Source organism: Micromonospora sp. LOL_025 (assembly GCF_048060285.1).
Taxonomy (GTDB): domain Bacteria; phylum Actinomycetota; class Actinomycetes; order Mycobacteriales; family Micromonosporaceae; genus Micromonospora.
On record NZ_JBHMIR010000007.1, the window covers coordinates 142,788 to 156,930 of the forward strand.

The 14,143-nt window shown below is 73.2% G+C and carries 9 protein-coding genes; 7 read left to right on the top strand and 2 right to left on the bottom strand.

Annotated features, from left to right (window positions below):
* Positions 1-142: 142 nt before the first annotated feature.
* A complete protein-coding gene (gene hrpA, locus ACFHW0_RS12370) occupies positions 143-4,174 on the top strand; it encodes an ATP-dependent RNA helicase HrpA (RefSeq protein WP_416607421.1) in 4,032 nt (1,343 codons plus the stop codon).
* A 19-nt stretch (positions 4,175-4,193) separates the two neighbouring features.
* On the opposite strand, the gene ACFHW0_RS12375 is transcribed toward hrpA, so the two are convergent.
* Positions 4,194-5,546 (bottom strand): FAD-dependent oxidoreductase, encoded by a 1,353-nt coding sequence (locus tag ACFHW0_RS12375; RefSeq protein WP_416607422.1) that lies wholly within the window; start codon positions 5,544-5,546, stop codon positions 4,194-4,196.
* A gap of 85 nt (positions 5,547-5,631) precedes the next feature.
* Complete coding sequence (locus ACFHW0_RS12380; RefSeq protein WP_416607423.1) at positions 5,632-6,561, bottom strand: LysR family transcriptional regulator; 930 nt, start codon at positions 6,559-6,561, stop codon at positions 5,632-5,634.
* Positions 6,562-6,596: 35 nt separating this feature from the next.
* Here ACFHW0_RS12380 and ACFHW0_RS12385 point away from each other — a divergent pair, with 35 nt between their 5' ends.
* The 6 genes from ACFHW0_RS12385 to ACFHW0_RS12410 all read left to right on the top strand — a co-directional run bounded on the left by ACFHW0_RS12385 (position 6,597) and on the right by ACFHW0_RS12410 (position 14,133).
* Entirely contained in the window at positions 6,597-7,328 is a 732-nt protein-coding gene (locus ACFHW0_RS12385) for a succinate dehydrogenase cytochrome b subunit (protein ID WP_416607424.1), read from the top strand.
* Between the two features lies 1 nt (position 7,329).
* Positions 7,330-9,267: a fumarate reductase/succinate dehydrogenase flavoprotein subunit gene (locus ACFHW0_RS12390; protein WP_416607425.1), complete on the top strand. Its 1,938-nt coding sequence runs from the start codon at positions 7,330-7,332 to the stop codon at positions 9,265-9,267.
* Positions 9,264-10,028, top strand: coding sequence for a succinate dehydrogenase/fumarate reductase iron-sulfur subunit (locus ACFHW0_RS12395; protein WP_416607426.1), 765 nt, complete (start codon positions 9,264-9,266; stop codon positions 10,026-10,028). Before ACFHW0_RS12390 ends, ACFHW0_RS12395 begins: the two co-directional genes overlap by 4 nt.
* An 891-nt stretch (positions 10,029-10,919) precedes the next feature.
* A complete protein-coding gene (locus ACFHW0_RS12400; RefSeq protein WP_416607427.1) occupies positions 10,920-12,104 on the top strand; it encodes a zinc-dependent alcohol dehydrogenase in 1,185 nt (394 codons plus the stop codon).
* On the top strand, positions 12,101-13,045 hold the full coding sequence (locus ACFHW0_RS12405; RefSeq protein WP_416607428.1) for an SDR family NAD(P)-dependent oxidoreductase: 945 nt from the start codon (positions 12,101-12,103) through the stop codon (positions 13,043-13,045). The genes ACFHW0_RS12400 and ACFHW0_RS12405 overlap by 4 nt, the downstream gene beginning before the upstream one ends.
* A gap of 86 nt (positions 13,046-13,131) precedes the next feature.
* Positions 13,132-14,133, top strand: a complete 1,002-nt coding sequence (locus ACFHW0_RS12410; RefSeq protein ID WP_416607429.1) for a serine hydrolase — start codon at positions 13,132-13,134, stop codon at positions 14,131-14,133.
* Positions 14,134-14,143 lie beyond the last annotated feature (10 nt).

The window sequence follows — 14,143 nt, forward strand, 5'->3', positions numbered from 1 at the left end:
TCTAGACCGGCGGGCCGCCCGCGCGCTGGCCCTGACCGCAGCCGTCGGCGGGCGCGACCGGGGGCGGGCGCGGGCGGGCCGGGGCGGTGCGGCGGTAACCCGGGGGCGGTCCGGCCGTCGGCTGCCTATCCTTGGCGACGACATGCAGAATCCAGCCGCACCCGCCGCGACCGACCCCGTCCGCGAGCTGCACCGCCGCCTCCGTCCCCTGATGTTCCGCGACCAGCGCCGCCTGCAACGACGCCTGGACGGGGTACGCCGGCTGCGCGACCCGCAGCGCCGGGAGTCAACGCTCGGCGAGATCGCCGCCGACGTGGCGCGGGCCGAGGCCGTGTTGGAGACCCGGCGCGCCGCCGTGCCGGTGGTCACCTACCCGGCCCAGCTGCCGGTCAGCGAACGCAAGGACGACATCGCCGCCGCGATCCGCGACCACCAGGTGGTGATCGTGGCCGGCGAGACCGGCTCCGGCAAGACCACCCAGCTGCCGAAGATCTGCCTGGAGCTGGGGCGCGGGATCACCGGGCTGATCGGGCACACCCAGCCGCGCCGGCTGGCCGCCCGTACGGTGGCGGACCGCATCGCCGAGGAACTCGGCACCGAGCTGGGCGACGTGGTCGGCTACAAGGTGCGCTTCAGTGACCAGGTGAGTGACCGTAGCCTGGTCAAGCTGATGACCGACGGCATCCTGCTCGCCGAGTTGCAGACCGACCGGATGCTGCGCCAGTACGACACGCTGATCATCGACGAGGCGCACGAGCGCAGCCTCAACATCGACTTCATCCTCGGCTACCTCCGGCAGCTCCTCCCCCGCCGGCCCGACCTCAAGGTGATCATCACCTCGGCGACCATCGAGACCGAGCGGTTCGCCCGGCACTTCGCCGGGCCGCCCACCGCCGACGAGCCGGAGGGCGTACCGGCGCCGGTGGTCGAGGTCTCCGGGCGCACGTACCCGGTCGAGGTGCGTTACCGCCCCCTGGTCGAGGTGGCCGAGGGTGAGGACGACGGGGAGGACGAGGAGAACGTCCGCGACCAGGTCCAGGCCATCGGCGACGCCGTCGAGGAACTGGCCGCCGAGGGCCCCGGGGACGTCCTGGTCTTCCTCAGCGGCGAGCGGGAGATCCGCGACACCGCCGACGCGCTGGGCAAGCTGGTGGAGAAGAAGCGGGCGCTGCGCGGCACCGAGATCCTGCCGCTGTACGCCCGGCTCTCCACCGCCGAGCAGCACCGGGTCTTCGCCCCGCACGCCGGGCGCCGGGTGGTGCTCGCGACCAACGTCGCGGAGACCTCGCTCACCGTGCCCGGCATCAAGTACGTGGTGGACCCGGGCACGGCCCGCATCTCCCGCTACAGCAGCCGGCTCAAGGTGCAGCGGCTGCCCATCGAGCCGGTCTCCCAGGCGTCGGCCAACCAGCGCAAGGGGCGCTGCGGGCGCACCTCGGACGGCATCTGCATCCGCCTCTACGACGAGCAGGACTTCCTGTCCCGCCCGGAGTTCACCGACCCGGAGATCCTGCGTACCAACCTCGCCTCGGTCATCCTCCAGATGACCTCCATCGGGCTGGGCGACATCGCCGCGTTCCCGTTCATCGACCCGCCGGACCGGCGCAACGTCGCCGACGGCGTCAACCTGCTGCACGAGCTCGGCGCGCTGGACCCGGCCGAGGCCGACCCGGCGAAGCGGCTCACCCCGCTGGGCCGGCGGCTGGCCCAGCTCCCCGTCGACCCGCGGCTGGCCCGGATGGTCGTGGAGGGCGAGCGTAACGGCTGCGCCACCGAGGTGATGGTGATCGCCGCCGCGCTGTCGATCCAGGACCCCCGGGAGCGGCCCGCCGAGAAGCAGGCCCAGGCCGACCAGGCGCACGCCCGGTTCACCGACCGCGAGTCGGACTTCGTGACACTGCTCAACCTGTGGCGGCACCTGCGCGAGCAGCAGCGTGAGCTCTCCTCCAGCGCGTTCCGCCGGATGTGCAAGGCCGAGTACCTCAACTACCTGCGGGTACGCGAGTGGCAGGACATCGTCAGCCAGCTGCGCCAGGTGCTGCGTACCCCCGAGGAGGGGCGACCGGCGCGCGACGGCGACGGCGGCCGGCGCCGGGGCGGCGCGGACCTGCCGGAGGAGATCGACACCCCGAAGGTGCACCAGTCGCTGCTGCCCGGCCTGCTGTCCCACGTCGGGCTCAAGGACGCGCAGAAGCACGAGTACCTGGGCGCCCGGGGCGCGAAGTTCGCCCTCTTCCCCGGCTCGGCGCTGTTCAAGAAGCCACCGCGCTGGGTGATGGCGGCCGAGCTGGTGGAGACCTCCCGCCTCTGGGGCCGGGTCGCCGGCCGGGTCGAGCCCGAGTGGGTCGAGCCCCTCGCGACGCACCTGGTCAAGCGCAGCTACAGCGAGCCGCACTGGGAGAAGAAGCAGGCGGCCGTGATGGCCTACGAGAAGGTGACCCTCTACGGCATCCCGCTGGTCACCTCGCGCAAGGTCAACTTCGGCCGGATCGACCCGACGCTGTCCCGCGAGCTGTTCATCCGGCACGCCCTCGTCGAGGGCGACTGGCAGACCCACCACCGGTTCTGGGCCGACAACCAGCGGCTGCTGGCGGAGATCGAGGAGCTGGAGCACCGGGCCCGACGCCGCGACATCCTCGTCGACGACCAGACCGTCTTCGACTTCTACGACGCCCGCATCCCGGCCGACGTGGTCTCCGGACGGCACTTCGACGCCTGGTGGAAGAAGACCCGCCGGGAGCAGCCCGACCTGCTCACCTTCACCCGGGAGCTGCTGGTCAACGCCGGCCGCACCGGCGTGGACGAGGCCGACTACCCCGACGAGTGGTCCGCCGACGGGGTGACCCTGCCGCTGACCTACCGGTTCGAGCCGGGCACGCCGACCGACGGCGTGACCGTCGACATCCCGCTGCCCCTGCTCAACCAGGTGCCGGCGGAGAGCTTCGACTGGCAGGTGCCCGGGCTGCGCGAGGAGCTCGTGATCGCGCTGATCCGCTCGCTGCCCAAGGCGGTGCGCCGCAACTTCGTCCCGGTGCCGGACTTCGCCCGTGCGGCGCTCGCCGCGATGCCCGCCGGCGAGGAGCCGCTGCTGGACGCGCTGACCCGGCAGCTACGCCGGATGACCGGCGTCACCGTGCCCCGCGACGCGTGGGAGCCGGAGAAGCTGCCGCCGCACCTGCGGGTCCGCTTCCGGGTGCTCGACGAGGAGAACAAGCCGGTCGCCGAGGGCAAGGACCTGCCGGCCCTGCAACGCCGGCTCAAGGCGGAGGTACGCCAGGTCGTGGCCGCCGCCGCGCCGGACGTGGCCCGCACCGGGCTACGCGAGTGGGGCATCGGCACGCTGCCGCGCACCATCGAGCAGGTCCGCGCCGGATACGCCGTGACCGCGTACCCGGCCCTCGTCGACGAGGGCGACACGGTCGGGGTGAAGGTCTTCGACTCGCCGGCCGAACAGGAGGCCGCGCACTGGGCGGGTACGCGGCGGCTGCTGCGGCTGACCGTGCCGTCGCCGGCGAAGTTCCTCCAGGGGCGGCTCAGCAACGAGGCGAAGCTGGCGCTGAGCCGCAACCCGCACGGCGGCGTGCAGGAGTTGATCTCCGACGCGGCCGGGGCGGCCATCGACAAGCTGATCGGCGAGGCGGGCGGCCCGGCGTGGGACGCCGAGGGCTTCGCCGCCCTGCGGGAGAGGGTCCGCGCCGACCTGGTCGACGTCGTGGTCGAGGTGATGGACCGCGTCCGCCGGGTGCTCGCCGCCGCGTACGCGGTGGAGCAGCGGCTCGGCGCCACGAGGAACCTGGCGGTGGTGGCCGCGCTGGCCGACATCCGGGCCCAGCTCAATGGCCTGGTGCACAAGGGGTTCGTCACCGAGACCGGGTACGCGCGCCTGCCCGACCTGCTGCGCTACCTCACCGCGATCGAGCGGCGGCTGGACCGGCTGCCGGGCAACCCGCAGCGCGACAAGCAGCAGCAGGACCGGGTCGCGGTGGTGCAGAAGGAGTACCAGGAGATGCTCGCCGCGCTGCCGCCGGGCCGCCGGCAGTCGGCGGCGGTCCGGCAGATCCGCTGGATGATCGAGGAGCTGCGGGTGAACGTCTTCGCCCAGGCGCTGGGCACCCCGTACCCGGTGTCGGAGCAGCGGATCTACCGGGCGATGGACGAGGCCGAGGGCAGGTAGGGCGGCCCGCCCGCCCCCGTCAGGAGGCGCGCGTCGGCGCCCGCCGCGGCAGGGGCACCGACGCCGGGGAGCCGCGCAGCACCCGGAACAGCACCGGCGGGGCGAGCAGCCGCGTCGGCGGGTCGACGAGGTTCACCACCCGCAGGAACGCCGCGCCCAGCGCCGGGTCCCGGGTCGCCGCCGCGTGCAGCCGGCCCACGTACGCGTTGACGAGGCGTACCCGCGGAGAGCGCCGGCCGGGCACCTCGGGGAAGCGCAGGTCGGTGCCGACCGCGATGGACCACGGCCCGTCGATCAGCCGCGCCGCGCCCCGGAAGAACCGCCGGGCGAGCCGGTCGGACGACCGCCGGAGCAGTCCTCGCAGCAGCAGCGCCTCCAGCCCGGCCACCGTCATGCCCTGCCCGTAGACGGGGTTGAAGCTGCACACGGCGTCGGCCACCACCAGGTAGCCGGCCGGGAAGCGGCGCAGCCGCTCGTAGCGCCGCCGCACGCTGGCCGGGAACTTCATCGTCGCCGGCGGGCTCTCCGGCTGCGCCGTACGCAGCAGGTCGGCGATCTGCGGGGCGGCGAGGGTCTCGGCGAAGGCGGTCATGCCCTCGTCGTCGGCCGGCGGCTCCTCGCCGAGCATGCCGCTGAGCGCCACCGCGAACCGGCCCTGCTCCTGCACCGCGACGATGCCGCCCCGGGGCTGGCCGGGCACGGCGTTGGTGAGCGCGCCGAGCAGCCCCTCCAGGTGGTGCGGCTCCCGGCGGTAGGTGCGGGTGAGGTAGGTGACGCCGACCTTGACCCGTTCCTCCGGCGCCGGCCGGTAGCCCAGCTCGGCCAGCCACACCGGGCTGCGGGTGCCCCGGCCGCCGGCGTCGACCACGAGGTCGGCCGCGACGGTGGTCGGGTCCTCGTCGCGCAGGCGCAGCCGCACGCCGGTGACCCGTCCCCGGTCGAGGGTGGTGGTCAGCCCCTCCACCTCGCAGCCTGCCACGATCCGCACCCCGGGCAGGGCGGCCACCCGCTCCCGGACGACCTGCTCCAGCAGCGGCCGGCTGACCCCGAGGGCGAAGAGCGGGGACGGCGCGCGCCGCATCCGGTGGCCGTTGTTGTACCAGTGGACCTGCTCGTGCAGGTCGACCGAGGGCACGCCTCGCGCGGTCAGCTCCGCCGAGATCCCGGGCAGCAGTTCCTCGAACGCCTGCCGGCCCCGCGTCAGCAGGACGTGCAGCTGCCGCCCCTGCGGTACGCCCCGACGGCTCTCCGCCCGCTCGGGCAGCAGGTCCCGGTCCACGAGGGTGACCCGCTCGTACGCCTCGGTGAGTGCGCAGGCGGTCAGCAGTCCGCCCATGCTGGCGCCGATCACCACGGCGCTGCCCGTTGCCATGCCGGCAGCGTAGGCAGGCCGGCGGGGGCCGGTCGTCTTCCGTCGTGCGCAGTCCTGCCGGTGCGGCCGGCGCGCGGCGGCGGCCTCAGAGCGGCTCGACGCCCGGCGGCAGGTCCCCGCCGGTGGTGGCGTCGCGGACGTAGTCCAGCAGTATCCGGCGCAGCTCCCGCCCGGCGTGGGTGGGCACCACGTCGCGGCGCCGGGCGACCGCGATGGTCCGCCGGACGCCGGGCGGGGCCAGCCGGGTGACGCACACGCCGGGACGCCGGGCCACCACGATGCCGGGGACCAGCGCGACGCCCAACCCGGCCTCGACGAAGCTCAGCACGGCGTCCATCTCGCCGCCGTCGACGGCGATGGTCGGCTCGAAGCCGGCCTCCCGGCAGGCCTGGATGGTGGCGTCGCGCAGGTCGTAGCCCTCCCGGAACATCACCATCGGCTGGTCGCGCAGGTCGGTGACGCGCAGCTGCCCGCTCTCCGGGGCCACCGACAGCTCCTCGACGGAGGCGACCACCAGGCTCTCCCGCAGGATGGGGTCGGCGCGCAGCCCGGGGTCGGTGCCCTGGGCCGGCATGATGATCAGCGCCAGGTCGAGGTCGCCGCGGAGCAGCCCGCGGACCAGGTCCTGCGAGCCGCTCTCCTCCACCCGCAGGTCGATGGTGGGGTGGGCGTCGCGGAACCGGCGCAGCACCGGCGGGGCGAGCGAGGTGGCGAGGCTGGGGGTGGCGCCGAGCCGGACCCGGCCACGGCGCAGACCGACCAGCTCCTGCACCTCACGGGTCGCGGTGTCGACGTCGGCCAGGATCCGCTTGGCCAGCGGCAGCAGCACCTCGCCGGCCGCGGTGAGCGCGATGTTGCCCCTTACCCGCTCGAACAGCGGGGCGCCGAGACCGTCCTCCAGGGCGTGAATTTGCTTACTCAAGGACGGCTGCGTGATGCCGACGATGTCGGCGGCTTGGGTGAAATGTCGTACTTCCGCCACCGCCACGAAGTACTTCAGCTGATGGAGCTGCATCTACATAGCCTACAGCTATCAAGACTGCGAGTTCGATGCATTGGACGACTGAATCAAGTGCTCCTAGCGTCGATCGCGTGGTAGTCACGAGAACTCGGTCGCCCATCCGCTCCAGCGTCGGCCTGAAGGCCGTCATGGCGGTGACGGGCATCATCCTGGTGCTGTTCCTGATCGCGCACATGCTCGGCAACCTGAAGATCTTCACGGGGGCGACCTCGTTCGACCACTACGCGCACTGGCTGCGCGAGATCGGCGCCCCGATCCTGCCCGGCGTGTGGTTCCTGTGGATCCTGCGGGTCGGCCTGCTGCTGTCGGTGCTCGGCCACATCTGGGCCGCGACCGCCCTCGCCGTGCGCGCCCGCGCCGCCCGCCCGGTGCAGTACGCGCACCGCAAGAAGGTCCAGGGCAGCTACGCGGCCCGCACCATGCGCTGGGGTGGCGTGATCATCCTGCTCTTCGTGATCTACCACATCCTGGACCTCACCACCGGCACGCTGAACCCGGTCGGCGACCCGAGCCGGCCGTACGCCAACGTGGTGGCCGACTTCGCCCCGGAGCGCTGGTACGTCACGCTCTTCTACACCCTGGCGGTCGTCACCCTCGGCTTCCACCTGCGGCACGGCCTGTTCAGCGCGGTGCGCAGCCTCGGCCAGCAGAGCCCGCGCGGCGAGCGGCGGGCCCGAGCCGTGGCCCTGGGCTTCTCCGTCGCGCTCTGCGCCGGCTACCTGGCGGTCCCGTTCGCCGTACTCACCGGATTGGTGTCCTGACATGGATCTCTACACCGAGGGCGACCCGATCGCCGACACCAAGGCTCCCGACGGCCCCATCGAGACCCGCTGGGAACGCCGCCGCTTCGAGGCCAAGCTGGTCAACCCGGCCAACCGACGCAAGATGACCGTGATCGTGGTCGGCACCGGCCTGGCCGGCGGCTCGGCCGCCGCCACGCTCGCCGAGCAGGGCTACCGGGTCAGGTCCTACTGCTACCAGGACAGCCCGCGCCGGGCGCACTCCATCGCCGCCCAGGGCGGCATCAACGCCGCCAAGAACTACCGCAACGACGGCGACTCGGTGCACCGGCTCTTCTACGACACCGTCAAGGGCGGCGACTTCCGCTCCCGGGAGTCGAACGTGCACCGGCTGGCCGAGGTCTCGGTCAACATCATCGACCAGTGCGTCGCCCAGGGCGTCCCGTTCGCCCGCGAGTACGGCGGCCTGCTGGACACCCGCTCCTTCGGCGGCGCGCAGGTGCAGCGCACCTTCTACGCCCGGGGCCAGACGGGCCAGCAGTTGCTGCTCGGCGCGTACCAGGCGCTGGAGCGGCAGATCGGCCTCGGCAACGTGGAGATGAACGCCCGGCACGAGATGCTGGAGCTGATCGTCGTCGACGGCAAGGCCCGCGGCATCGTGGTCCGGGACATGGTCACCGGCGAGATCACCACCGAGTTCGCGGACGCGGTCGTGCTCGCCTCCGGCGGCTACGGCAACGTGTTCTACCTCTCCACCAACGCCAAGGGCTGCAACGTCACCGCCACCTGGCGGGCCCACCGCAAGGGCGCGTACTTCGCCAACCCCTGCTACACGCAGATCCACCCGACCTGCATCCCGGTCTCCGGCGACCACCAGTCGAAGCTGACCCTGATGAGCGAGTCGCTGCGCAACGACGGCCGGGTCTGGGTGCCCAAGGCCAAGGGCGACACCCGCAGCCCGAAGGACATCGGCGAGGACGAGCGGGACTACTACCTGGAGCGGATCTACCCCTCCTTCGGCAACCTGGTCCCCCGCGACATCGCCTCCCGCGCCGCGAAGAACGTCTGCGACGAGGGGCGCGGCGTCGGCCAGACCGGGCTCGGCGTCTACCTGGACTTCGCCGACGCGATCAACCGGCTGGGCCGCAAGGCCATCGAGGCCAAGTACGGCAACCTCTTCGAGATGTACGAGCGGATCACCGGCGAGGACCCGTACGAGGTGCCGATGCGGATCTACCCCGCCGTGCACTACACGATGGGCGGGCTCTGGGTCGACTACGACCTCCAGTCGTCCATCCCGGGTCTGTTCGTGATCGGCGAGGCGAACTTCTCCGACCACGGCGCGAACCGGCTCGGCGCGTCGGCGCTGATGCAGGGCCTGGCCGACGGCTACTTCGTGCTGCCGAACACCATCGCCCACTACCTGTCGTCCGGCCCGTTCGAGAAGGTCGACGCCACGCACCCGGCGGCCGTGCAGGCCCGCGCCGACGTCGAGGACCGGATCCAGCGGCTGCTGGCCGTCAACGGCGACCGGACCGTCGACTCGTTCCACCGCGAGCTGGGCCAGATCATGTGGGAGCACTGCGGCATGGAGCGCAGCGAGGCCGGGCTGCGCAAGGCGATCGACGAGATCCGTGCCCTGCGCGAGCAGTTCTGGCAGCGGGTCCGGGTGCCGGGCAACGGCGAGGGGCTCAACCAGTCGCTGGAGAAGGCCGGCCGGGTGGCCGACTTCTTCGAGCTGGCGGAGCTGATGTGCATCGACGCCCTGCACCGCGAGGAGTCCTGCGGCGGTCACTTCCGGGCCGAGCACCAGACGCCCGACGGTGAGGCGGAGCGCGACGACGACCGCTTCGCGTACGTGGCGGCCTGGGAGTTCACCGCCACCGGCGAGCCGGCGGTGCTGCACAAGGAAGACCTGAACTTCGAATACGTCCACCCCACGCAGCGGAGCTACAAGTGAACCTGACCCTGCGCATCTGGCGCCAGTCCGGCCCCGAGGACAAGGGTCGGATGGTGACCTACAAGGTCGACGACGTCTCCCCGGACATGTCCTTCCTGGAGATGCTCGACGTACTCAACGAGCGGCTGATCCTCGCCAGCGAGGAGCCGGTGGCGTTCGACCACGACTGCCGCGAGGGCATCTGCGGCATGTGCGGCCTGATGATCAACGGCGACGCGCACGGGCCGCAGCGCGGCACCACCGCCTGCCAGCTGCACATGCGGCAGTTCTCCGACGGCGACACGATCGACATCGAGCCGTGGCGGGCCCGCGCCTTCCCGGTCATCAAGGACCTGGTGGTCAACCGGGGCGCCTTCGACAAGATCATCGCGGCGGGCGGCTACATCACCGCGCCGACCGGCAGCGCCCCCGAGGCGCACTCGACCCCGGTCGCCAAGGCCAACGCGGACGCCGCCTTCGAGGCGGCGGAGTGCATCGGCTGCGGCGCCTGCGTGGCGGCCTGCCCGAACGGCTCCGCCATGCTCTTCACCGCCGCGAAGGTCACCCAGCTCTCGCTGCTGCCGCAGGGCCAGCCGGAGCGCTACACCCGGGTGATCGGCATGGTCGACGCGCACGACGAGGCCGGCTTCGGCGGCTGCACCAACGCCGGTGAGTGCACCGTGGTCTGCCCCAAGGGCATCCCGCTGAACACCATCGGCCGGCTCAACCGCGACTTCCTGATGGCCACCTCGAAGCGGGGCGACACAACCCCCGGTTCCTGACGACACCGGTTTCCGAGGACACCGAATCCTGACGACCGGACCGGACGTGCGGGCCGCCACACCCCTGCGGGTGCGGCGGCCCGCACGCTTTCCGGAACCGGAACCGGAACCGGAACCGGAACCGCCGGCCGCCGGCCACCGGCCGCCGGCCGGTGGCCGGTGGCCGGTGGCCGGTGGCCGGTGGCCGGTGGCCGGTGGCCGGTGGCCGGTGGCCGGTGATGGGGCCTGGCGGTTCCACCGCGCGGCCGTGCCGGGTCGGGACCCCTCGACGGCCCCTGTCGAGCTGCCCCGTCCATAGGACCGCCCCTCCACCCGACCACCAGCCGCCCGCCCGGCCGTGCGACCGCCACCCGCCCGGCAACGCGACCGCCCACCCGCCCGGCCATGCGACCGTCGGCACGGCGGGCAGCTCGGCAAACGAACGCACCGCCTGCCCACCGCACGGCTGCCCACCTATCGGTCACGTCGTGCGGGCCCGAACAGGGACGCGACGCACCGCCTGCCCCACCCCGTGGGGCAGCTCGACAGCGTCCACGGGACGCACCCGGCCTACCCGGGCAGAACCAGAACCACAGCCCAGCGGACTGGACGGATGGGACGACGGCCAGGCCGGACGGGGAGGGACGACGGCCGGGCCGACGGATGGGAGCACGGCCGAGCCGGACGGAAGGGGGCACGGCCGAGCCGGACGGATGGGAGCACGGCCGAGCCGGACGGAAGGGGGCACGGCCGAGCCGGACGGAAGGGGGCACGGCCGAGCCGGACGGAAGGAGCGACGGCCAAGCCGGACGGAAGGGGGCACGGCCGGGACGGGCCGTCCGGTGGTGGCCGGTTCAAGTCGGCACGGGCGGGTAGCACTCCTGGGAGCCAGCACAGGAGGGACGACGGGACATGAAGGCGCTGACCTGGCAGGGCAAGCGGGACGTACGGGTGGAGGAGGTGCCCGATCCCCGGATCGAGGAGCCCACGGACGCCGTCGTCCGGATCACCTCGACCGCGATCTGCGGCTCCGACCTGCACCTGTACGAGGTGCTCGGGCCGTACCTGAAGCCCGGCGACGTCCTCGGCCACGAGCCGATGGGCATCGTCGAGGAGGTGGGCCCGGGGGTGACCCGGCTCAAGGCGGGCGACCGGGTGGTGGTGCCGTTCAACATCTCCTGCGGCTCCTGCTGGATGTGCGACCGGCAGCTGTACGCGCAGTGCGAGACCACCCAGGTCACCGCCGAGGGCAAGGGCGCGGCGCTGTTCGGCTACACCTCGCTCTACGGCTCGGTGCCCGGTGGGCAGGCAGAGTACCTGCGGGTGCCGCACGCCCAGTTCGGCCCGATCAAGGTTCCCGACACCGGGCCCGACGAGCGCTGGCTCTACCTGTCCGACATCCTGCCGACCGCCTGGCAGGCGGTGAAGTACGCCGACACCCCGCGCGGCGGCACCCTCGCCGTCTTCGGGCTCGGGCCGGTCGGCCAGTTCTGCGCCCGCATCGGCCGGCACCTCGGCGCGGACCGGGTCATCGGGCTGGACCTGGTGCCGGAGCGGTTGGCGATGGCCCGCCGGCACGGCATCGAGGTGCTCGACGTCAGCCAGCTCGACGACGTGCCCGGCGCGCTGATCGACCTCGTCGACGGGCGCGGCCCCGACGCCGTCATCGACGCGGTGGGCATGGAGGCCCACGGCGCGCCCCTCGGCAAGCTCGCCCAGACCGCCGCCGGGCTGCTGCCCGACAAGCTCGCCCAGACCATGACCGACAAGGTGGGTGTCGACCGGCTGGTCGTACTCAAGGCCGCGATCAAGGCCGTCCGCCGGGGCGGCACGGTCTCCATCTCCGGCGTCTACGGCGGCGAGGTCGACCCGATGCCCCTGATGGAGATGTTCGACCGGGGCATCCAGCTGCGGATGGGGCAGTGCCACGTGCGCCGGTGGACCGACGAGATCATCCCGCTGCTCTCCGGCGACGACGACCCGCTGGGCGTGGCGGACCTGCGTACCCACCGGGTGCCGCTGTCGGAGGCGCCGCAGGCGTACGAAATGTTCCAGAAGAAGGAGGACGGCTGCGTCAAGGTCGTGCTGGCACCGTGACCCGGACGGTGGTCGTGACCGGCGCGACCAGCGGGATCGGCCGGGCGGCGGCCCGGGCCTTCGCGGAACGCGGGGACCGGCTCGTGCTCGCCGCCCGCTCCCCCGCCGCCCTCGCCGCGGTCCGCGACGAGTGCCGGGCCGCGGGCGCGCAGGTGCTCGAGGTGCCCACCGACATCACCGCCGACGGCGCCCTGGCGGCGCTCGCCGACGCGGCCCTCGACCGGTTCGGCGGCATCGACGTCTGGGTGCACACGGCGGCGGTGATGGCGTACGGCCGGTTCGAGGAGACCCCGGAGCGGGTCTTCGAGCAGGTGGTGCGCACCGACCTGCTCGCCGCCGCCGCGGTCGCCCGGGTGGCGCTGCGCCGCTTCCGGGCGGACGGCGGAGGCACGCTGATCCTCACCGGGTCGGTGCTGGGCCACATCACCGCGCCTTACATGAGCGGCTACGTGGCGAGCAAGTGGGGGTTGCAGGGGCTGACCCGCACGTTGCAGCAGGAGGCCCGGGAGACCCCGGGGGTGCACGTCTGCATCGTCAACCCGGGCAGTGTGGACACCCCGGTCTACCAGCGGGCCGCTAACTACCTCGGCCGGACGGGCCGGCCCCCGCCGCCGATCACCACGCCGGAGCGGGTGGCGCGGGCCATCGTGGACTGCGCCGACCGGCCCCGCCGGGAGGTGTCGGTGGGCCGGGTCAACGTGGTCATGCGGGTCGGCTTCACGCTGCTGCCGGGCGTCTACGACACTCTCGTCGGGCCGTTGATGCGGCTGCTCGGGCTGACCGACCGGCCGGTCGCGCCGCACGACGGCACGGTGTTCGCGCCGGACCCGGCCGCCGCCTCGGTACGCGGCGGCTGGCTGCCCGACCTCGGGCGGGTGGCGCGGACCGTCGGGGAACTGCCCGGCCCGGTCGTGGCGGCCGTCCGGCGTCGGCTGCCGTGAACCCCGCGCGGGATCACCGGCGTCGATCGTTTCGCCTAGGGTGGTGGGCCGGCCCACCACGACGGGAGAGACGATTGACTATCCGGGTGAACCGCAGGACCGCGCTGGGACTGGGCACGGTGGCCACGGCGGGAACGGTGCTCGGCGCCGCCGCGCCGGCGTCCGCCGCCCCCGAGGTCGCCGAGCCGGCTCCGGCGACGCCCCGGCAGGCCGCCCGCCGCGTGGCCGCGATCTACGAGCGGCAGACGGTGACAGCGGGGGGCAACTGGCAGGCGTACGTCAGCGTCGCCGACCCGGCCGGCGCCCCGGTGGTGGCGGTCTCCGACGAGCCGGACCGGCGCATCGAGGCGTACAGCGTCAACAAGATCGCGGTGGCCGTGGCGGTGCTCGACAAGGTCGACCGGGGGCTGCTGACGCTCGACCAGCGGGTCGAGGTGACCGAGGCGATCGTGGTGCCCGGCGGGGACGGCATGTTCAGCCTCGACGGGGCGTACCCGAGCTCCGTGACGCTCGGCCACGTGCTGGCCAACCTGCTGACCGTCTCCGACGACACGGCGGTGCGGCTGTGCGGCCTGGTCTGCCCGGCCGCCGAGCTCAACCAGATCCTGCGCGGCAAGGGCTTCCCGAACACGCAGGTGCAGCCGGTCGCCAACCCCAACCGGTTCTTCCTCGGCACCAGCACCCCCCGGGAGACCCACGACCTGTTGCGCGCGCTGGTGGCCGGCACCCTGCTCTCGCCCACCGGCACGGCGTTCGTGCTCCGTCTGCTGCGCGCCCCCGTCGCGTACACCGACGGGATCCGGCGGGTCATGTCCTCGACCGACCGGGCCCGGGTCGCCACGAAGGCCGGCTGGTTCGCCGACGCCCGGCACGAGGCCGGGGTGATCTTCGACACGGCCGGCGCGCCCGTGCTGACGTACGCCCTCTTCGCGGACGGGCAGGCCGAGCCGGACGACTACGGCGCGACGCACCCCGCCGTCGAGGCCCGCGCCCGGATGGGCCGGCGCTTCCTGGCCTCGGTGGACCGCCTCACCGGCACCGGCGTCACCCACCGGCCGACCGCCCAGCGGCCCAGCAACGGCGGCTGAGTCGCCCCGC